Here is a 21,895-nt window from a genome sequence, read left to right as displayed (position 1 = left end):
GATTTTAAATTAGAAAATTACTATAGTTTAATCGTTTTAAGCCTCAAACTGTTCAATACGACCGATACACTGCTAAAGGCCATAGCGGCACCAGCTATCATCGGGTCCAACAAAAATCCATTGATCGGATACAGCAGCCCTGCAGCTATAGGAATTCCAATGATATTGTATATAAAGGCCCAAAAAAGATTTTGTCTTATACCTATAACGGTCTTATGGGAGAGCTTCAGCGCTTTGGGAATCGCATTTAAATCAGAGGTGATCAGGGTCATTTTCGCGACATCCATGGCTATGTCGGACCCTTTGCCCATGGCGATGCTGACATCTGCTTGGGCAAGTGCCTGCGAATCATTGATACCATCGCCCACCATGGCGACCACCTTTCCACTTTCTTGAAGACTTTTTACAAAATCAGCTTTCTCTGATGGGAGCACTTCGGCTTCATAGCTTTTGATACCCACCTGTTGTGATACGGCTTCGGCTGTCATCTTGTTATCACCGGTCATCATGTAAACTTCCATACCATTCCCCTGCATTTCCCGTATGGCTTCCTTTGAGGACTTTTTTATGCTATCCATAATGGCCAAAATCGCCTTTACCTTGCCTCCACCGCCAAAGTATATGACCGTTTTGGCCTCCTGCTCTAACCCTTCGACCATGTGCCCCAGGTTGTCATCCATGGCGATTCCTTTTTCGACCATCAACTTATGATTGCCCACAAGGTATTGGGTTCCATCCAATGCCTCAGCTCGAACACCTTTTCCTGTAATACTATTGAAGTTCAAAATTTCGATCGGATTTACCTTTCTATTTTTTAAAAAGGAGACCACGGCTTCAGCCAAGGGATGTTCGGACTGTCCTTCCATGGCATATAAAATTTGCTCCAGGCCCCTGTGATCGGTCACATGGTCCGCAAAGACCATATCGGTCACCACTGGCTTTCCTTCTGTTATGGTTCCCGTTTTATCCAGGACAATGGCATTTACTTTGTAACCCAACTCCAAACTTTCCGCATCTTTGATGAGGATATTGTGTTCGGCCCCCTTGCCGATTCCCACCATGATGGCCGTGGGGGTTGCCAAACCCAGCGCACAAGGACAAGCTATTACCAATACGGCAACTGCGGTCAACAGTGCATGGGTAAAAGCGTCCTCACCTCCCAGGAACATCCAGGTGATAAATGTCACCACTGAAATCGTCATTACCACGGGAACAAAAATACCGGCAATCCTGTCCACCAATTTTTGTACGGGCGCCTTGCTCCCCTGTGCTTCCTGCACCATCTTGATGATCTGGGACAAAAGGGTCTCCCCTCCCACCCGGTCAGCTACAAACTGAAAGCTTCCTTTTTGGTTTACGGTACCGGCAAAAACTTTTTCACCCTTTGTCTTTTCTACAGGGACGGGTTCGCCCGTGATCATACTTTCATCAACATAGGAACTTCCTTTGGACACTGTTCCATCCACAGGGATTTTCTCTCCCGGTCTGACCAATATCGTTTGACCTACCTTGACCGAAGAAATAGAGATTTCCCTTTCCTCCCCATCTTCTATCACCTTTAAGGTCTTGGGCTGCAACCCCATCAATTTCTTTATGGCGGAGGATGTATTTGATTTCGCCTTTTCTTCCAATAATTTCCCCAATGAAATAAAGGTGATGATCACTGTGGCCGCCTCATAATATACATGGGGTTCCATGCCTTTACTGAGCCAAAATTCAGGAAAAAAGGTATTGAATGCACTGAACAAAAAGGCAATGCCCGTACTGAGTGCGACCAAGGTATCCATATTGGCCTTACCGAATCTGGCCTGTTTGAGGGCATTTATGAAAAAACTTCGGCCAAACCAGAACAGGATAGGAACGGCAAGTACCAACGAAATCCACCTACCCAGGACCCAATCCATAAAAAACATCCCCAGAAGGAAAATGGGAAGTGTCAAAATAGCGGACCAAAGGGTTCGCTTTTTTATGGATACATAATGCTTTTTCGAAAGCTCTTCCTGTACTTCGGTAGGATCCTCGGCATCCACAATTATATCATAACCGATTTGACGTACCGCATTTTGAAGATCGCTTAGGTCCATAGCACTGTCATACTCCACAAGGACCGTACTATTGGCAAAGTTGACACTGGCATTGTAGACCCCTTCCGTATGGCCCAGCATGGATTCCACGCTGGATGCACAGGCAGCACAGGTCATTCCAGTGACCGGGAAAGATTTTTTTGACACCGTCTTCGGTTTCCTTTCGGTGTCCTCAATAATATCGATTGCATCCATTTTCTACTCCGATTTGTATGGTACAAATTTCAGAATAGACCTAAAATGCACTGTTACGTTATTTACTGAAAGAGTTGTAGAATTTTCCGAAAAATCAACCTTTACCTTTCTTCGTCAAGTACTTAACCTTAATTGGTGAGTGGTTTTTAGAATTCGGCAACATCTATGAGATCAGGTTCGCCCACGTCAATCTTTTTTGGAGAATTTGCCCCGATCAGTTTAGAATATATTCGATAGGACAAACCATTGTAGTGAACTTGGGGCAAAACGAAAGCATTGGTAGTAAGTAATCGCCTCTCATTCGGCCAGATTCTTTGTTTCTTCGCTAAGCGATCCCTCGAATTTAGGAATAGGCCGCTTTTCTTTCCCAGCTTCGGTTTCCACTATTCCATTTTCCTTGATGTCGTTTATCAACCATTGCATTTCCATTATCTCCCTGCGTTGTGCCTTGATAATTTCATTGGCAAGCTCACGTACCCTGACATCTTTTATTTGAGAACGTTCACTGGTCAAAATAGCAATGGAATGATGGGGTATCATTCCTTCCATGTAGTCGACTCCTGAAACGGTAACCTGACTCCTGACCAGCCATATCCCACCTGCAATCAACAAAACACCCAAGGCTAAAATTGACATGTTCTTGCGTCGGTCTTTATACATCTGTAGCATATATAGCAGCATAATAATGATCATCGATCCCCCCATTATCAAAGTCATGAAAAATCTAGTCTCACTATACCAAAAATGATCAATGATTTGATATGAGTGGGTGTACATTAAAAAAAACATGGCGACCATTGAGGTGCCAATCATCGCAAAAAACTTTAAATAATTATTGGATTTCCTTTGACTATCTTCCATTGTGCAAATTTTATCTGGTTATTGTGATTATTCCTTGACTTTCGATTATTGTATTGTTCCATTCCAATTGTAGGCCTGACAATTTACCTGTCCCAGTTATCATATATTGGTTCAATTGGCTTTGCTCATCGCTTGTATTTTATATTGACCTCCGTTATTTTCCAATGCCTTTTGTAGATTTTCAAGGGGGACCTCAAATTGCGACTCCACTGTAGCTTCTGCGTTTTTTAGATTGACCGCTACATCGGCTACACCGGCCACATTGAAAAGAGCTTCTTCAACGTGCCCCCTACAGCCATCACAAGTCATTCCTTCTATTTGGTATCTTCTTTTCATGTTGTGATGATTTTATATTTTAACAATTTTACACATAGAATCAACAATGTTGGTTCCAACACGTATGGGAAAAGTAACACTTTCTGTATAAGGGCATTGTTTGAAAAAAAACAAACCTTGACCCATTTGCGAAGAAAGATGTTTTTTAAATAGCGTTTAGGAAGCTGGTTCCTTGGAAAGGTATTGCGCCCTTAATGGTAGAGGTTAAATATCATCAAGCGATATTCTATTTTGAATGGCACTTTTCTTAAATTGTGTAGGTGTCATTCCAGTTACTTTTTTAAATTGGTTGCTTAAATAGGCAACGCTGCTATAGTCCAATTGAAACGCTATTTCCTTTAAGCCCAATTCGTCATAAACAAGAAACTCTTTGATCTTTTCAATCTTTTGGTTGATGATATATTGCTCCAAGGTAATGCTTTCCACCGCGGAAAACAGCGAACTAAGATACTTATAGTCAAGATGCAATCCATCGGAAAGGTATTCGGGCCATTTGACCTTTTCCATGGGTCCGGTGTAGTGTATCGCCTCAATCACTAGGTTTTTGATCTGTTCTATCAACTGACCTTTACGATCGTTGATGATCGTAAATCCAATTTTCTCAAGTCGTTCGTTGAGACCTTCCCGTTTTTCAGGCGTGATTTTCCCATTGAGGGTTATTTCACCCAACGACACATTCATATAGGGAATGCCCTCATCGTCCAAAATACCTTTGACGGCCATGATGCATCTCGGACAGACCATGTTTTTGATGTACAACACATCTTTCGATTTACTGGACCCAACTTCCATATCATGCAGTGAATTTCCACAGGGCCTTCAAAAAAATGACGACCACTGCCAATATAATGATCAATATCAAGGCCAGTATGCCAAGGATTTTCATTCTTTTTTCCTTTCTTTTCTTGGCCGAATCCCGTTTCTTTTTCGCCAGATCCCTTTTTTTCTTTCGTCTTTGCCTCCTAAGTTCGCTCATTTTTCCCAAAATGGTTCAACTGGCACAATAGTCAACTATTTGCTCCTAACAGGAGTCCTTTGCCAAATAAGTATGTCAATGTGTTTGAACTATCGCCTTTTCCATAATTTTCTGATCGTTGGTGAGCTGACATACCACAACAAGAATCCGCTCAAAACGGTAATCAATCCCATCAGGGAAAAAATCCGTAAAACCATGGTGTTAAAATCGTCCCGTCCCTCATAGTCCATGGTATGGGTCATCCACAAAAAATCGAACCATCTCCAGGACCGATACCTTACACGTTGAAACGACCCATCGGTCTCTGAGACATACGCTTTTAGGTTTTCATCCGTTTCATAGGTGATCACATAGGCCGGTAATGGACGTCCACGATACTCGTGCTGCCCACCTGTTTGGGTGAGTCTTTCGACACTTTTGACCTTAAGTTCGGGCAACATATACTGTGAAGCAACGGCCAAGGCCTGTTGTTCATCGATACCCTTTTTGATCTCCCCCGTTTGTGCATCCATCAAAACCCCACCATTGATCCAATAATAGGGACTTCCCCCTATATTTCTCATTTCCAAAGATTTGATTTTAACGTTCCCGTGTCCATTGGGAGCAATTAAATTCCCAAATTCTGACTGGTCCGGATGCTCCTTGATGAATTGATCTCCATGGATCTCGTCAATGTCCGTCCAACTAAAATATAGTCCACTGATGGTCCACATTAGGAACTGGATCCCAATAAATAGGCCAAGATATCTATGTATCTTTCTGACCTTCATCGATGTTTTTCTTCCGACCATTAGTTCTTCCCGTTGTTCCGTGAGGAGTTATGCATCTTTACAATTTTCCAATCCCCATCCGTTTTTTTAAGGATGGTGGTGGCAACCCCTTTTCTGCTGATCGTTTTGCCCTCACCTCCATTTTCCGATTTTAGGCCAATGGTATAGACATAGCTTTCCGTAGTAAAGGCAAAGGGTAGCTCCACCTTCACTTCAATGGTATAATCCGAGAACTTAAAACTGTTGAAATGTCCAAGTTCTGGACCTATATGATGGTCGTGATAATGTTGATAGGTGCCTTCCACGCCCCCGGATTCAAAAACTTCGGAATCTTCCGCAAAAAGCTCCAAGGTACCTTCCGTGGTCAAGTTTTGCAGTGCTTCTTTATAGCTTTCCAATATCCTCAGCACAGCGGCCCTGTCCTGGTCTAGGTTTTCCTTGTTAGGGTTTGTTTGGCCAAAGCTTGTCCCTGTGAGAAATACGGCCATTAGAAAAATCTGTAAAGTAATACGTTTCATTGGTTTGTTTTAACATTGTTTAGGTTAGTATATATTGTATGATAAAGGCTCCCAGGACAATCGAAATGACGATCCCATACAGGATATGGGCCAACCATTTTTTTAAAATGGCCTTTTTCGGCTGCACAGGTCCATTGTCACGACAACAATCTTTCATCCTTTTTTTCCATTAGTGCCTGACAAGGGAAGGGAACGATTAACTAACTAACTCACCAACCAATCAACTTTGGGTGTTCCCCTCCCTTTCAGGACTTTATTTCCTCATTCATAGTAACCGGACATGACCAACAACAATAGCAATATCGTTTGTCCCGGTTTTAGGGTAATTTCCATGTCATTTTCAATTATCCAATTCTTCCATTAGATCATTTACCAAGGTCAATATCCGTTCTTTCTCTTCCACCGATAATTTTGCATCCTTATGGATCAGGGTATAGGAAGATAGGGGCATCTTATCGTCTTCGATCTGACTTGCGATGGACTTTAGTTTGCTCCTTTTTCTTCGATCCGAATAGTCGCCCCATTCATTGAAATTGAGTTCTTCCTTTCCCTCTTTGATGTGTTCTTCCAAAAACCAGGCGATGGGTTGGACCTTATTGTACCACGGGTATTGGGTGTTGTTACTGTGGCAATCATAGCAAGATACCCGCAAATCGTGTTCGATATCCTTGGCAACCTGGTTCACCGACATGAAGTCCGTATCGGGAACCACATCGCTCAAGTTGGGTTCTGTGGGCACAAACTGGATGCCCACAAATCCCAATAGCACTACCAATGCTATGATTTTCAGCACTTTCATTTAATTGATTTCCTTTTGCACCTTACCACAGGTCAACATCTTACTTCCAAAAAATGGATTCTGGATTTCGTTGCTTGCGCTGAGCCACGTTCCTCCTTGGTTGTTGTTGTACATGGGGCAGAATTGTTGGTACAAGGTTTTGGAAGTCCCGGTTATGGCAATAAAATCGACCATATCCTTGCCCAGTCCCTCAAAGTGTTCCCGTTGGTGACCGATATCACTTTTGGCGATATGCTCCCCATGTTCCTTGGCCACTTCAATGATATCGGACAGCTCCTTCTGTTGCTGTTCATCGTATCCGCTGATATCAAAGCTGCCCAAGGCACTGGCCAAGGCTTGGCCCGATTTGGCCGCTTCATCCTTATTGTCCGCCACCAGGGCATCCTTCAGTTGGAGGTAGCTGTCGATCACAGATGTGCCCTGTGCATCGGACGAACCCATATCATGGTCCATGGTCCCGTGGTCCATTTCCCCCGCAGAGCTCTCATGGTGATGGCCCTCTTCCGTTCCCATCTCCATATGGGCTCCTTCCTTGTCATTTGTTTCCTTCTTACCGTCCTTACAGGAAATCACGGTAATGGTCAAAAGCGCAATGGCAATTGTACTTAATGTAACTGTTGTTCTTTTCATTGTAATTGATTTTAAGATTAATTCCTCATTTTGATTGCCCAGGGTCGGCATATTTGTATTATCCCCCATTATTGTTGCTATTTTAATTTTTTCATCTAATTTTCCATTTCTCCCACGCAGGCACTCTACCCTTATTCTTCCTCGACCGTACGCTTTTTCCCCAAAAACAATCGTTCCCCGAAAAAAATAAGCACCATCAATACCAGGGCAACAATGACCACCAAAAGATCACTACCGGCCTTTGACCAAATAAAGGCGCCCAACACCAGTACATCCAGCACAAGGGCCGTAATGAGGATAATGGGATTTGCACCGATTTCCTTTCGTAGATTGTTTAGGACCCCCCAATGGATCCCGATATCCATGATCAAATAAAAGATGGCCCCCAATGCAGCGATCCGGCTCAGATCGAACAACATGGTGAGCCCTATGGCAATCACCACGGTATACACCAACATATGTTTCTGTATGTCCCCGGGAATCCCAAAATGTCGATGTGGTATCAATTCCTTTTCAGTGAGCATGGTGGTCATCCGGGAAACGGCAAAAATGCTGGCAACGACCCCGGAAACGGTGGATATGATCGCCAGACCAACGGTGAACCAGACCCCATATTTTCCAAAAGCGGGTCTGGATGCCTCGGCCAGCGAATAGTCCTTGGCCGCAATGATTTCCTGGATGGAAAGATTGGAAGAGACCGCAAATGCCACCATGAGATAGACTAGGGTACATATCACCAAAGAAATGACAATGGCCCGTCCCACGTTACGTTTGGGATCGACGATCTCATCCCCACTATTGGTAATGGTAGTAAAACCCTTATAGGCCAATATCGACAGTGCCAATGCCCCCAAATAATCCACCAGGGAATGCTCGGTCAAGGACTGGGAAGGAACGACCTGATCAAAGGTAAATCCAGCTGCCCAAAGGCCACCAATGGCAAAAACCGCTATCCCGCCGATTTTTAGTATGGCCATGACCAAGGACGATCCCCCGATAGCTTTGTTTCCCATCACATTGACAATAAAGGCTGTGATCAACAACAATACCCCAAGGATCGGGGGCCAGAATCCTTTCGACTCCACATCAAAAAGCTCCAATACGTAGGTCCCGAACGTCCGGGCCACCAAACTCTCATTGATGACCATGGAAAGGGCCATCAGCAGTGCACCGGTAGCGGTCCAGGCCGTTTTACCGTAAACCTTTTTGAGGTACATGCCAATGCCCCCGGCAGAGGGGTAGGTATTGGACATTTTGACATAGGTGTAGGAACTGAAACCTGAGATGACTGCCCCGATTAAAAAAGCAAAGGGAAACCATTGGCCGGAGAGTTCGGCAACCTGACCCAAGAGCGCAAAAATTCCCGCACCGATCATCACACCGGTTCCCAAAGCAATGGTATTGGTCAGACTCAGGCTATTTTTTTTGTATTCTGCCATTTAAAAACGGGCTAGCAGGCCTCCGCCCCAACCATATCGGTTGTTGTAATTGGCCTGGATTGAAAAATTACGTGAAAGGATATAGGAGGCCCCTACCAGCCATTGGGTCTCACTTTCATAGGATGAATTCCCCAAATCGTTGACCCATCCAAAATCGGCCCGAAATTCATATTCCCCCTCGAGGAAAATCCTGGGAAAAAGCAATAGTTCCCTATCCAACCTTATTCTTGGACGCAGCTGGTGGTCCATACTCACATCCATATTAAAGCGGTATGGGGTAAAATACTTGACCCCTATCAGTCCCACTGTATTGAAACGGTCATAGGAATCAGGGATGGAGGTTTCCGTGTTTACCCCTGCATAGACCCGTACCCAGTCATTGAGATACCTGTTATAATTGACTTCCACCTCGGCATTTTGGTCGTAGTCAAATTCTGCCCGTACCCCAAATTCATTCCTGATATTACTTGAAACAAGGAAGAGTTCATTAAAATTGGAACCCAATCTGGCAGCACCCCAAGCATAATAATGGTCAGTTTCATCTACCAACTTTTGAACAGGAAAATCCTTCATCCTCAGATCCCTTGGGGTATCATAACTGAAAACCCTGGCCATGCCCCCCATCATGTGGTAGAGGATATGACAGTGGAAAAACCAATCCCCGTACTCTTCATTATAAAATTCGATGACCACTTTCTGCATGGGCGGCACATTGACCGTATGTTTCAAGGGTGACTTTTCACCATTCTCATTGATGACCCTGAAATAATGCCCATGGAGGTGCATCGGATGGTGCATCATGGTCAGGTTGTTGAGGGTGATCCGGGTTACTTCCCCACCTTTGATCTTGATCTTATCGGTTTCTGAAAGTGGCACACCGTTCATACTCCAGATATACCGTTGCATATTTCCCGTCAGGTTCAACAGAATGTCATTGACGGGCAGATCGGCATTATAGGTAGTACTTTCCTTTGCTTTTAAGAAGTCATAGTTGAAATACGTTTTACGGGTATCGTAATCAAAAGCTGAAGTGTCTTTCTGCATCATTGGCATAGTCTGAACCATAGGGTTTTCCATCTTGTCCTTATGTCCGGTGGATTTCATTGACGTTGAATCCTTTTCCATTCCTGCCATATCCCCCATCTTTTTATCCATCTCCATGTGCCTATGATCTTCATTCGCATTCATAGGCCTTTTATCATCCATCTTCGCAATGGGTTTATCCTTTTGACCGCTCATTTCGGTCTTATCCATCGACATCCCATTGTGCATACCCATATCCATGCTGCCATCCTTCATGTCCATCTGCATCCCATACTTTTGCATCAAATATTCGGGTGTATTTTTCTTCTTGTTGCCGGCCATTGCCGGAGCTCCCATTTTCATGTCCATTTGGGCCATTTGTTTCATCATCGCCACTTTGTCGGGCCTATCGATGGTCGTTGCGGGAAAAAGCGTTCCCTGCCCTAAATGCAACGAGGTATGCCCGGAGCCGTCCTGTGCCGTGGCCGTTACCTCCAAAGTGCCTTCAGGAACGGTCACGATGACATCATAGGTCTCGGCAATGCCAAAAAGAAAACGACTTTTGGAAACAGGCTCCACATCGACACCATCCCCGGAAACCACCATGGGGTTACCGCCACCGAAATCTATCCAATAATAGGTGGAGGCAGAGGCATTGACGAACCGGAGCCGCACTTTTTCCCCTGGTTTGAAATCAGGGTATTCGGCCAATGTTTTCCCATTGGTCAAAAATGCGGGGTAGTAGATATCCGCAATATCCGCTCCTTCCATACGATCTCGCCAAAATTTGAGTTGTGCACCTAGTGCACCTTCCTTGATGACCCTGCTCAAGGGCACCGCGGTCCCTTTTTTGACCTGGTACCACTCGTTTCCCCGTTTAAGGTTTCGGAGCACGTTCATGGCCTTTTCGTTCGTCCAATCGGAGAGCACCACGACCAAATCCTTATCGTAGTCCAACGTCTTTTCCTTGGGATGGATCAGTATCGAGCCATACACCCCCTTTTGCTCTTGCAGCATGGTGTGGGAATGGTACCAATAGGTACCTGATTGGTTGATCGGAATCCGATATTGGAAAGTTGTGCCAGGTTCTATGGGCGGTGTGGTCAAATAGGGAACCCCGTCATAAAAATTGGGCAAGATCAATCCATGCCAGTGTACGGAGGTTTCCACATCCATCTTATTGGTCACGTTGATCAGGGCGAAGTCACCCTCGTTGAATTCCAAGACCGGTCCCGGAATACTCCCATTGATGGTCATTGCATCGGCAGTGACCCCACCGAGGGTCAATTTGTTCTGTTCCAGTACAAGATTGTATTCCCGAACGGGTCTACCTTCCTCTTTTCTGTCCTCACCATTTGTCCCCACTTGCCCAAAAACATGGGTCGTCAAGGCAGTTAGGACAAAAAACAAGATTTTAGATTTCAATATTTTCATCATTCATTCATTTACATTTGTTCAATTACATTTCATCGGTGATTTCACCGCAGGTCAACATAGCCTCTCCGAAATAGGGATTTTTGATCTCTTTGGTCGTACTCAACCAATAGGCACCTTTGTTGTTATCGGCCATCGGGCAAAACTGTTCGTATATCTTTTGATCGACCCCAAAAAGCTTGACACCTTTGGATAGATGGGCGGACAGATGTTTAAAATGATCGCGTTGGGCTTTGATATCCGATATCTTTGAAATGGAATTCGCCGAATTGGAGATTTCCTTCGATATCGTCATCCAATGGCCGTGCGCCTTTTTGTCCGTCAATTGTTTCATATCCACATGTTCCAAGGCCGACAACACTTTTTTTGCAGCGGCATTGGACTTGGCGGCATTATCATTGACAAGCGCATCCTTTAACTCCAAGTAGGCGCTCAACACCTGTTTTAATTGGTTTTTAAAAGTCGCTGTCGCCGTCATTCGCTGGTTCATATCAGAATGGTCTGTTTTGTTTTCCAAGCCGGGATCCCCCATATCCATTTCCGAATGATCGCTACCGCCTGTACCCTTGTCATCCCCCATCTTCATGCCTCCGTGGTTATGTCCCGTCATGGCGGGCCCACCTTCAGGATTCATCATGCTCGGTTTCCCGGCCAATTGGGCCGCCGCGTCGATACTAAAGGTCCCGTTTACCGCGATCTCATCCCCTTCTTGCAGCCCCTCCTTGACAATGAAACCATTTCCCAACGATGGTCCCAAGGTGACATCGCGCAACACAAAATTCACCCCATTGGATGTGGTATTCTTGATGTATACCACAGAACGTTCCCCGGTCCACATCACTGCCGACTTAGGAATGGTTATCGCTTCTGATGCAATGGGCTGTTTTGCTTTTACGGTTCCGGAAGCGAACATTTCCGGCTTTAACCTTAAACCGGTGTTCCCGATCTCGATTCTGGCCTTGGCAACCCTTGTCATGGGATTGATCACCGGGTCGATATAGGAAATCCTGCCTTTGAAGTTTTCGCCCGGGAGCGAGGGTATGGTAAAGACCACTTCATCGCCTTTTCTTACCCAGGGCATGTCGGACTCATAAATATCGAACAGTACCCAAACGCTGTTCAGGTTGGCAATTTGATATAATGCCTTGCCCTTGTTGACATAGTCGCCAAGGTTTACCATTTTTTCGGTAACGTAGCCTGAAACATCGGCATGTATCGGCAATTCCTCCTTAACGGTCCCGGATTGAAGTATCTGTGCGATTTGGTTGTCGGAAAGCTTCCAGTTTTTTAATTTTTCCTTGGCGGCATTAAAAAACTGCGGTTGGGTGTCCGCCACCTTTCTTGCTTCAAAAAGTTCCTCTTGTGCAGTGACCAGATCAGGGGAATAAATATAGGCGATGATCTGCCCCTGCTTGATATACTCCCCTGTAAAATTCACCATTAGCCGTTCCACCCTGCCGGGAATATGGGAAGATTGGGAATAGATCGATCGTTCATCCGCTTCCACCTTGCCATTAAGATCGATCAATTTGACCGGGGCGGTCTTGCCCACGATTTCCGTAGTGACATTGGCAAGCTGCATGGCGGTTTTCGACATGCTAACGGCCATGGGGTCCAGTTCCGAACCGTTGTCATTTTCCAAAGGGATCAAGTCCATCCCACAAATGGGACAATCTCCCGGTTCCGTCTGTCTGATCTGGGGATGCATGGAGCAGGTCCAAATGGTTTCTCCCGATACTTCCGAAGTATGTTGGTGTTCCTCTGTGACATTGCCCTTGGAGCCCCCGAACAATAGCCATCCCAGCAAAAGTCCAAGAACCAAGGTGGACAAGGCTATTTTTACTATTTTTTGTGTTTCTGATTTCATCTGATTATTTTTTTGCCGTGATATAGTTAAACTTGGCCAACGCTATTTCATATTGCGTCAATGCGCTTATTTTCAATTTAGTATACTTCAACAATTGTTGCTGCATTCGTAACACCTCCTCGAAGTCCTTCCCGGAATTCCCATAGGCTGTGAACAACAGATTGAGTGCTTGTTCCGATTCCATGATCTGTTCATCAAAGAGGGAAATCAAATCCGTCTGCTGCCTTATGTCAAAAACGGCCATTTCATAATTGGTCTTCAATGTATTGGTGACTTCCTTTTTTTGCAGTGCATAACTTTCCTGCATCAATTGGGCCTCCTTTTCGGCTGCCCTGTACTTACCCCTGAATAGGGGCAGGCTCAAGGTAACCATGGGCATCAATACATCCTTGCCATTATCGGGAACCACCATGTCGGTACGCTTATCAACCATTACATAGTCCAGTCCGACCCCCACTTTTGGCAGGCCTTGTTTAAGGGCTGCCCTTTCGGATGCCGCTGCAGCCTTGACCTTTAATTCCAGGGAATTCAAGAGCGGATGGTCCACTACCAAGGAATCTTTGACATAATCAATGGGCAGTACATTGACCCCAAAGGTCTCAGGGATGTTTATTTGTTCATCTTCCTTACGGTCCAATAGTTTATTGAAGGACGCCAAAAGGGGGATTTCCTTATGTTTAAGGATACCCAGATTCGTCCGGGCTTCCTTTAAAAGCACGTCCACCCTTAAGACATCGACCAATGATCCCAAGCCATTTTTGAATTTCGTATTGGAAACCGTCCTGTAGGATTCCAGAATGGCAATGTTGTCCTCTTCGATCCGTACCCACTCCTTAAGTTCGTACAATGGAAAATAAGCTGCTGAAACCTCGTAATAAAGTTTGTTCCTGGCATCCAAAAAAGACTGGTACTTGGCCTCAGCCATAAGTGCAGCGGCATCACCTTGGGCCTTTAAGGTTCCAAACCAAGGAAACATCTGAGTCAGTGAAAACCTTGCCTTTTGGGGCCCTACCCGGGTTTCGACCGGGGAGATGAAGTACCCAAAGGACAGGTTTGGATCTGGTAAAGCCTTCACCTGCGGTACTTTTTGTAACGCCGCCTCAAAATCTTTGTACTGTGAAAGCAACCCTGGATTGTTCTCAGCCGCTACCTTAAAGTAATCCTCCAAGGTCTGGCCGTTGGAAAGGATACTTGTCAAGACAAATATGATGGTCAATACATTTTTCATTTTACTGTATTTTTTTCAATGCTTTGTTGCGATTTATAATGACTGTTTCCCTCCAATAGGCTTGGAGTACCGGGACCACGAACATGGTCATGATCTGAATGGCCATTCCCCCAAAAGTCGGGATGGCCATGGGAATCATAATGTCGGCCCCTTTTCCGGTAGAGGTCAGCACGGGCAAAAGGGCGATGATGGCCACGGCGGCCGTCATCATGGCGGGACGGACCCTTTTTTTCCCTGCCTCCAAAACCGCCGCTCTTACATCCGGTACGGTTTGAGGGTTCTTTTCCTCAAAAACCTGGTGGATGTACGTACCCATGATGACACCATCATCGGTGGCAATACCGAAAAGTGCGATAAAACCAACCCAAACCGCAACGCTTAAATTGATCGTGTGCATTTGGAACAGATCCCGCATGTTGACCCCTGAAATGGCAAAATTCATGAACCAATCCTGACCATAGAGCCAGAGCATTATGAAACCTCCCGCAAAAGCAACAAAAACTCCGGAAAAATGGATGGAGGATGCGATGACCGTCTTGAACTGAAAAAACAGGAGCAAGAAAATCACAATCAAACTGATCGGTATGACAATGGACAGTCTTTTCACTGCCCTGATTTGGTTCTCATAACTCCCAGAAAACTTATAGCTTATTCCGGCGGGAACCGTTAATTCCCCTGCATCGATTTTTTTCTGGATGGCTTCCTGGGCATCGTTCACCACATCGACTTCCGCAAAACCGTCCCGTTTATCAAAAAGCACATAGCCCACCAAAAAGGTGTTTTCGCTCTTGATGGCCTGAGGCCCGCGGACATATTCAAAATCCACCACTTGGGATAAGGGAATTTGCGCCCCTACCGGTGTGGGAATCAAAATTTTCTTCAACGATTCCGGGTCGTCCCTCAATTCCCTCGGGTAGCGCACCCGCACGGGAAAACGTTCCCTACCTTCAACGGTGGAGGTGATTTTCATCCCACCGATCGCTGTTTCGATGCTTTGCTGCACATCTTCAATGTTCAAACCATATCGGGATATCCCGTCCCTGTTGATATTGAGGTGCAAATAAGGTTTGCCCACTATTCTATCGGCGAATACGGCTTCTGCCTTGACCGAGGGCACTTCCTTCAAGATACCTTCCAATTGCATCCCAAAATCCTCGATGGTCTTCAGATCGGGACCAAAAACCTTGATCCCCATGGGAGCGCGCATTCCGGTCTGCAACATCACCAACCGGGTTTCTATGGGCTGTAATTTGGGAGCAGAGGTTATGCCCGGGATCTTGGTGACCTTTACGATCTCATCCCAGATATCGTTGGGGGATTTGATATGAGGCCTCCAGTTTCGGAAAAACTCACCGTCCTCATCCACGATCAGGTCCTTCTCGGCAATCCCTAACTGCAAGGCCTCCTCATTGGTCAAAGTGTCTTTATGCTGGGTAATGAACCTGTCCTTTCGATCTACTTTATAACGGACCCTATGTCCGTCTTCATTCACAATGAATTCAGGTTTATAGTTGATGATGTTCTCATACATGGAAATGGGTGCAGGGTCCAGTGCGGATTCAACGCGACCGAGTTTACCGACAACCAAGTCCACTTCGGGTATGCTTCCCAAGAGCATATCCAACTGTCCAACCACCCTTTTGTTGTATTCCACCCCTGAATGCGGCATGGATGTCGGCATCAACAGGAACGAACCTTCATTGAGCGATGGCATGAACTCGGATCCTATTCCCGGGAATCTCTTGGAAGCTGCCTGCCATCCCGAGGTCTGTCTGACACTTTTCCAACCTACCGATTCAAAGCCTTTGGCCACGATTCCAAAGGTGCTATCGAACCCCAGCCAAACCAATACCCCAAAAAACAGGGTCACGAATGGGATGAGCATGAACTTTCCTTTGTTTTCCAGACACCACTTTAGGACCGGGGTATAGAAATGTACGATTCCCATCAAAGCGGCCAGGATAATGCCCACTAGGAACAACACAAAAAAGTAGTTGACCACAATACCGTTTTGGGGTCCCAAGGGCATCCATTCCTCGGTCAGGAAGAAGGAAGCGATAAAAACGGTCAGTCCCAAATTGATATAGTTGGGAAACGATTTATAGTGCTCCGGCCATTTGGGTTCCATCAAATTGTTCAACCCAATGAGTGAAATGACCAATGGCAACCACATCTGGGCATAAAATGCAAAAATAAGCCCGGTGGATATCAATAGAATGGACCAAAACCGTCGCACCCGTTTCTTGTCATAATCCACCCCCATTACAAAATGGGCCAATGCCGGAAGCACAACGATTCCCAGCACAAAGGCGCTCAACAGGGCAAAGGTCTTGGTAAAGGCCAAGGGCCTAAATAGCTTCCCTTCTGCCGATTGCATGGCAAAGACAGGCACAAAGCTCACGACGGTGGTCGCCAATGCGGTCGTAATTGCCGAGGCCACTTCCACGGTGGCCTTATATATTACCTGAATGAGTTCCTTGCCCTTGGCACCATGGTTCTCGGGCATTTCCAAATGACGGATAATGTTCTCGACGAACACGATCCCCACGTCCACCATCACCCCTATGGCAATGGCTATCCCGGAAAGGGCCACCACATTGGCATCTACCCCGGCATATTGCATGACAATAAAGGTCATTAGGACCCCGACAGGCAATAGACTGGATATGATCACAGAGGCCCTCAGGTTGAGGACAAGTACCAGTACAACGATGATGCTGATCAGTATTTCGTGGGACAGGGCATTTTCCAAAGTACCTATGGTCTCGTGGATGAGCTGTGTCCGGTCATAAAACGGGACCACGGTCAATTGGCTTTCCACACCATTGGCCAATGTCTTTTTGGGCAAACCGGGTGCGATTTCCTTGATCTTGTCCTTCACATTATTGATGACCGCCAAAGGATTGGAACCATAACGGGCGACCACGACGCCACCTACCACTTCGGCGCCCCCTTTATCGAGCACGCCCCTTCGTGTGGCCGGTCCCAAGCTGACCACCCCAATATCCTTGACCCGAACCGGGACATTGTCAAAGACAGCAACCACGGCCTTTTCTATGTCTTCCGTATTTTTGACATATCCCAAGCCCCTGACCAAATATTCTGCTTGATTGACTTCAATGGTCTTGGCGCCCACATCCCTGTTCGACTTCCGTACGGCCTCCATGACCTTGTATAAAGGAATATTATAGGCTTTCAGGGCATCTGGATTTACATCCACTTGATATTCTTGGACGAAACCACCGATCGAAGCCACTTCGGACACCCCGTCCACGGCATTCAACCCGTATTTCACATAAAAATCCTGGGCAGTCCGTATTTCGTGCAGATCCCATCCTCCTGTAGGGTTCCCATCCTTGTCCCTTCCTTCCAGGGTATACCAATATACCTGTCCCAATGCCGTGGCGTCAGGACCCAAAGTCGGGGTTACCCCATCGGGCAACAGCCCTGCGGGAAGTGAATTCAATTTTTCAAGGATCCGGGAGCGCGACCAATAAAATTCCACATCATCATTAAAAATGATATAGATACTGGAAAATCCAAAGATGGATGAACTACGGATCGTTTTCACCCCTGGAATTCCAAGTAAATAGGTCGTCATTGGATAAGAAATCTGATCCTCGATATCTTGTGGCGATCGCCCGGGCCATTGCGTGAAAACAATTTGCTGGTTTTCCCCAATATCGGGAATGGCATCCACGGGCACCGGGTCTTTTGGGAGAAAGCCCGTATTCCAATTGAAGGGGGAAGTGACAATCCCCCAGGTAACCAACGTTATTAAAACGAGAACGGTCACCAGTTTGTTCTCTAAAAAGTATTTTATGATTTTATTAAGCATATCATGAGTTTATTGTGTTGGAAATAGTGAAAATGTTCCAAAGGCAATAAATACCTAGGGCCATGCCAAAAACCATAGCACGGCCAAACGTCATCGATATGCTCTTAAATAAGGAAAGTTTGATCAAGAATCTGAATATCCTTGACCAAAAGGGGCGGAGGGTAATGTACGACAGAAACTATATTTTCCTGTAATCCCTCAAAAAGATTGATGTAACTGTACGTGAAGGCAACCAGGAACTGATGCTCCCCAACACTTAAATTTTCAACGGAAAGCAATAGATCCCCATTTCCTTGTACGGAAAGCGTTTCGTCATCGCAACACTGTTTTTTCTGCAGCTTGTGCTGGTGTGAATCCGATGGCTGCTGCATATCCATTCCACAGGATTCCGCTTTACCGAAGAAGGAAAAATCAACAAGATCTTCCCCACAATAGTGTTGTGCCACCGCAAAGGAAAAGGTGGATGCCAGCACGTTGAGTGCCATAAAACAAGATAATATTTTGAACCAAAATATTCTCATAAGCGGTTACAAAACTACAAAAATTTTAACAACCTCATTAAATTTAACACAATTTATACAAGGATTCCGCATAAAGCCCCTGCTTTTCAAAGTACCGACCATGGCACCCCATACTTTTGACCATCAATCATTTATACGACCATCGTATCTGGTCCGGGACGGTATAAAGCACATCGTGGTTCGAAGGCCCTCCTTACTGGCAACGGATGGAACCCTGACCAATAGCATTGTATTTTCAACCCGATTAAAGGTGGAACCCTTGTCTTCAATCGAACCATAACAGACCTTAAAGTTCCTCGATACCGAATCCGATCGTTGGACAGCTGACGGTCATTCCTTTCCCCACATATTGTATACCAGTATAGTATTGTGATCCTTGTGGTGGCCCAATGCCAGTACTTTTGGTAAACCTGATATTTGTCATGTTTTTTCCGAATCCCATACCTTACATTTGGAACCAAATCCTGCTGAAATCACACACAAACAGTAATCATATGGATAACTGCATAATTGATTACAGTTTGATTTTTAGCGAGTTAAACAAAATTTAGTAACTTTAGGAAGTGAAGCAAACCACATCGAAAATATTGTCCCTGTTTCTGGCCTGTTCTGTATTGATCAGTACCACTTCCTTTGCATCGAATGCCCATTTTTGCTGTAACAAGTTGGTCAGTTTTTCTGTGACCGGCAAAGCAAAACCCTGCGACCAAAAGCTTCAAAATCCCAAAAACACCTCAAGGAAGTGCTCTTTGGAACAAAAGGATTGCTGCAGCACCGATACCTATGCCAATATTGGCAAGGATGACCTGATGCTGGATTCCTTTGACCTTGATTTCGGCACACTTGTATTTCTAAATGCCTTTATTTTTTACCATATCGATCGTTTCGAAGGGCTACAGGAAAACATAATCCCTTTTAAAGACTACGATCCTCCGTGGATCGAACAGGATCTCCTTGTCCTTCATGAAACTTTCCTAATTTGATTTTTACACTGGCGGAACGTCAATGCAATCGTTCGCTCTTCACATTGGTCATGGCCACTAAATGACCTTTTTTGTCGTGTGCTATCTCCACGACGGCATATCCTGATCGATTCTCCTATCGGGTTTTGACCCGATATTATTTACGCTTAACAATAACTCAGACACCATGGATTCCAAAAAGGAATACTGGATAAAGCATATGGTCTGTAGGCGATGCCTCAAGGTCATAAGACAAGAATTGCATGACCTGGGCATTGAGGTTCTATCCCTTGAACTGGGGAAACTTACGGTAAATGCCCCGGAAATAGGGATTGCCGAAGTTGACCAAAAAGTCGTGGACGTCCTACATTCCAATGGCTTTGAAATAGCCAAAAGCGAAGAGGAAATGATCGTTGAGAAAATCAAGATAGGCTTGATTTCCTTAGTGACCAACGTCCCGATTAACCACAAAGGGAACACCTCGGACTACCTTGTCGATTTATTGCATCGCGATTACAAAGTACTGAGCAAGGTTTTTTCCAGAAATGAAAACATCACGATCGAAAAGTACTTTATCAAGCTCAAGATCGAAAAGGTAAAGGAGCTTATCCAACTGGGACAATATTCATTTTCCGATATCGCCTATATGCTCGATTACAGCAGCGTCAACCATTTGTCCGCACAGTTCAAGGAAATTATGGGGATGAGCATGACGGATTACAAAAACGGACAAATGTGGCAAAGGGATTTTCTTGACGAAATAATATAAAAATCCAGGAATATTATGAAGATGGCCTGTCAGGTCAAACAGTAGTTTTAACGCAACAACCTAACAAATAATAAAATGAAACTTACACAAAAAAAATCAATACCCATAATGCTAACGTTCCTAATGACCCTTTTGGCCCTACAGGCGACCAGAGCACAGACCCAATGGGAAGCCCCGGCCAGTGCGGACAATTTGAACAATCCCTTAAAAAATGATGCCACGGCGACAGAAAGCGGCAAACGGACCTTCAGAATGCTCTGTGTGATCTGCCACGGGGCCAAGGGTAAGGGAGACGGCATGGGCGGAGCCGGATTGACCCCAAAACCCACCGACTTGACCAGTGCCAAGGTACAGTCCCAATCGGACGGTGCCCTATTCTGGAAATTGACCAACGGTAAGCCCCCTATGGCTTCCTATGAAACCGCACTTCCCGAAAACAAGAGATGGGAATTGATCAACTATATCAGAACCTTGAAAAAATGAAAAAACTACTAATGACCCTAATTATCTTAGGGTTGGGATCTTCGGCTTTGGCCCAGACCTACAACACCTTTGAACCCAGTAAGACGCAGTTCATGCTGCGTGGTTACGGACACACCGGATTTGAATATTTGGATACCGGTGGTGAACAAGAATCCACCTTTCTAGGGGCCACATTCGCCCCTATATTCCTCTACAAGCATTCCGACAAGCTCATGTTCGAGGCCGAACTGGAGTTTGAGCTCGAAGGAAATGAATTGAAAACGGGACTGGAATATGCCGATGTGATGTATGTGCTCAACAAGCACATGACCGTAAGGGCCGGTAAATTCCTGCTTCCCTTTGGAACCTTTATGGAGCGTTTGCACCCTGCATGGATCAACCGACTTCCAAGCAGACCCCTTGGATTTGGTCACGACGGAATTGCACCGGCCTCCGATATCGGTGTCGAACTCAGGGGGGCATTCGATCTGGGCGGTCCCAAAATGAACTATGCGGTTTATGTGACCAACGGTCCGCGCATCAAGGATGGAAGTGAGGAGCCTGAAGAAGCGGGTATGCTGGATTTCGGTTATTATGAAGATGTGAACCTGGCCAAGGCCTTGGGTGGCAGGATCGGCCTACTCCCGCTCTCGGATTCATCCATGGAATGGGGGATTTCCGCCTATACCACCAACAGTACCGGCGCAGAGGACTCCGATTACAAGGAAGTGGGTGCCTTTCTTTGGGCGCTGGATCTTTCCTATGTAAAATCGATCACCCCCTTACAAGGGGTTGTGGACATCAAGGCCCAGTACAACAGTTCCAATGTGGATACCGCCACCTACTATGAAATCGAAGATGGGATTTCCGAACCTTACTCCTTTGACAACCAAAGCAGCTCCTTTTATACACAATTGAGCTATCGCCCCATCATGTCGGGAAGCGACTTTATAAAGCAACTCGAATTTGTGGGTCGATATTCCGATTTTAACGCCCCTGAAGGAGCGGAGTGGGAAGAGAAGTCAACGCAGTACGCTTTTGGTTTGAACTATTGGCTGAGTTGGCGTTCCGTGGTCAAACTCAGCTATCAAACCACCAAGATGGAAGGTGGTCATGACAGTGATGGCACGACCCGAACCAATGGATTGTTTGTGCATTGGGCCATTGGATTTTAAAATCAAAA

At 45.6% G+C, this 21,895-nt stretch carries 21 protein-coding genes; 5 read left to right on the top strand and 16 right to left on the bottom strand.

Features of this window, described 5'->3' with window-relative positions; translation table 11 throughout:
- Positions 1–20 precede the first annotated feature (20 nt).
- The 15 genes from AB9K32_RS11030 to AB9K32_RS10960 all read right to left on the bottom strand — a co-directional run bounded on the left by AB9K32_RS11030 (position 21) and on the right by AB9K32_RS10960 (position 18,483).
- A complete protein-coding gene (locus AB9K32_RS11030) occupies positions 21–2,279 on the bottom strand; it encodes a cation-translocating P-type ATPase (protein ID WP_090294906.1) in 2,259 nt (752 codons plus the stop codon).
- Between the two features lie 297 nt (positions 2,280–2,576).
- Positions 2,577–2,915 (bottom strand): DUF305 domain-containing protein, encoded by a 339-nt coding sequence (locus AB9K32_RS11025; RefSeq protein WP_234414759.1) that lies wholly within the window; start codon positions 2,913–2,915, stop codon positions 2,577–2,579.
- 336 nt (positions 2,916–3,251) lie between these two features.
- Positions 3,252–3,476 (bottom strand): heavy-metal-associated domain-containing protein, encoded by a 225-nt coding sequence (locus AB9K32_RS11020; RefSeq protein ID WP_090294903.1) that lies wholly within the window; start codon positions 3,474–3,476, stop codon positions 3,252–3,254.
- Between the two features lie 204 nt (positions 3,477–3,680).
- Positions 3,681–4,268 carry an AraC family transcriptional regulator gene (locus AB9K32_RS11015; RefSeq protein ID WP_036383511.1) on the bottom strand — a complete coding sequence of 196 codons (588 nt, stop codon included), beginning with the start codon at positions 4,266–4,268 and terminating at the stop codon, positions 3,681–3,683.
- Between the two features lies 1 nt (position 4,269).
- A complete protein-coding gene (locus tag AB9K32_RS11010) occupies positions 4,270–4,452 on the bottom strand; it encodes a hypothetical protein (protein ID WP_090294901.1) in 183 nt (60 codons plus the stop codon).
- An 89-nt stretch (positions 4,453–4,541) separates the two neighbouring features.
- Complete coding sequence (locus AB9K32_RS11005) at positions 4,542–5,243, bottom strand: PepSY domain-containing protein (RefSeq protein WP_067035945.1); 702 nt, start codon at positions 5,241–5,243, stop codon at positions 4,542–4,544.
- Positions 5,243–5,740 (bottom strand): DUF4440 domain-containing protein, encoded by a 498-nt coding sequence (locus AB9K32_RS11000; RefSeq protein ID WP_036385862.1) that lies wholly within the window; start codon positions 5,738–5,740, stop codon positions 5,243–5,245. The genes AB9K32_RS11005 and AB9K32_RS11000 overlap by 1 nt, the downstream gene beginning before the upstream one ends.
- 340 nt (positions 5,741–6,080) lie before the next feature.
- Positions 6,081–6,539 carry a heme-binding domain-containing protein gene (locus AB9K32_RS10995; protein ID WP_090294899.1) on the bottom strand — a complete coding sequence of 153 codons (459 nt, stop codon included), beginning with the start codon at positions 6,537–6,539 and terminating at the stop codon, positions 6,081–6,083.
- The gene (locus AB9K32_RS10990) at positions 6,540–7,169 is read right to left on the bottom strand and encodes a DUF3347 domain-containing protein (protein WP_090297508.1); all 630 of its coding nucleotides are present in this window, start codon (positions 7,167–7,169) and stop codon (positions 6,540–6,542) included.
- 131 nt (positions 7,170–7,300) lie between these two features.
- Positions 7,301–8,608 (bottom strand): APC family permease, encoded by a 1,308-nt coding sequence (locus AB9K32_RS10985; protein ID WP_036385867.1) that lies wholly within the window; start codon positions 8,606–8,608, stop codon positions 7,301–7,303.
- Positions 8,609–11,065 carry a multicopper oxidase domain-containing protein gene (locus tag AB9K32_RS10980; protein WP_090297505.1) on the bottom strand — a complete coding sequence of 819 codons (2,457 nt, stop codon included), beginning with the start codon at positions 11,063–11,065 and terminating at the stop codon, positions 8,609–8,611.
- Positions 11,066–11,090: 25 nt separating this feature from the next.
- Positions 11,091–12,932, bottom strand: coding sequence for an efflux RND transporter periplasmic adaptor subunit (locus AB9K32_RS10975; RefSeq protein WP_369885181.1), 1,842 nt, complete (start codon positions 12,930–12,932; stop codon positions 11,091–11,093).
- A gap of 4 nt (positions 12,933–12,936) precedes the next feature.
- Entirely contained in the window at positions 12,937–14,160 is a 1,224-nt protein-coding gene (locus AB9K32_RS10970; protein WP_090294896.1) for a TolC family protein, read from the bottom strand.
- A gap of 1 nt (position 14,161) precedes the next feature.
- A complete protein-coding gene (locus tag AB9K32_RS10965; protein WP_036385877.1) occupies positions 14,162–17,998 on the bottom strand; it encodes an efflux RND transporter permease subunit in 3,837 nt (1,278 codons plus the stop codon).
- 104 nt (positions 17,999–18,102) lie between these two features.
- A complete protein-coding gene (locus AB9K32_RS10960) occupies positions 18,103–18,483 on the bottom strand; it encodes a hypothetical protein (RefSeq protein ID WP_051947534.1) in 381 nt (126 codons plus the stop codon).
- 136 nt (positions 18,484–18,619) lie between these two features.
- Between AB9K32_RS10960 and AB9K32_RS10955 the strand changes: the two genes are divergently transcribed.
- Positions 18,620–18,799 carry a hypothetical protein gene (locus tag AB9K32_RS10955; RefSeq protein ID WP_139297725.1) on the top strand — a complete coding sequence of 60 codons (180 nt, stop codon included), beginning with the start codon at positions 18,620–18,622 and terminating at the stop codon, positions 18,797–18,799.
- Between the two features lie 6 nt (positions 18,800–18,805).
- Here AB9K32_RS10955 and AB9K32_RS10950 read toward each other — a convergent pair whose 3' ends face one another.
- The gene (locus tag AB9K32_RS10950) at positions 18,806–18,961 is read right to left on the bottom strand and encodes a hypothetical protein (protein WP_175443744.1); all 156 of its coding nucleotides are present in this window, start codon (positions 18,959–18,961) and stop codon (positions 18,806–18,808) included.
- Between the two features lie 121 nt (positions 18,962–19,082).
- Here AB9K32_RS10950 and AB9K32_RS10945 point away from each other — a divergent pair, with 121 nt between their 5' ends.
- From AB9K32_RS10945 to AB9K32_RS10930, 4 genes are all read left to right on the top strand, one after another.
- The gene (locus tag AB9K32_RS10945) at positions 19,083–19,502 is read left to right on the top strand and encodes a hypothetical protein (protein ID WP_036385880.1); all 420 of its coding nucleotides are present in this window, start codon (positions 19,083–19,085) and stop codon (positions 19,500–19,502) included.
- 166 nt (positions 19,503–19,668) lie between these two features.
- On the top strand, positions 19,669–20,250 hold the full coding sequence (locus tag AB9K32_RS10940; protein WP_036385881.1) for an AraC family transcriptional regulator: 582 nt from the start codon (positions 19,669–19,671) through the stop codon (positions 20,248–20,250).
- A 75-nt stretch (positions 20,251–20,325) separates the two neighbouring features.
- Positions 20,326–20,733 (top strand): cytochrome c, encoded by a 408-nt coding sequence (locus tag AB9K32_RS10935; RefSeq protein ID WP_036385883.1) that lies wholly within the window; start codon positions 20,326–20,328, stop codon positions 20,731–20,733.
- Entirely contained in the window at positions 20,730–21,887 is a 1,158-nt protein-coding gene (locus tag AB9K32_RS10930; RefSeq protein ID WP_090294894.1) for a hypothetical protein, read from the top strand. The genes AB9K32_RS10935 and AB9K32_RS10930 overlap by 4 nt, the downstream gene beginning before the upstream one ends.
- Positions 21,888–21,895: the final 8 nt, after the last annotated feature.

Source organism: Allomuricauda sp. XS_ASV26 (assembly GCF_041224615.1).
Lineage (GTDB): Bacteria > Bacteroidota > Bacteroidia > Flavobacteriales > Flavobacteriaceae > Flagellimonas > Flagellimonas alginolytica.
This window is presented reverse-complemented; position numbering and strand designations above follow the sequence as displayed.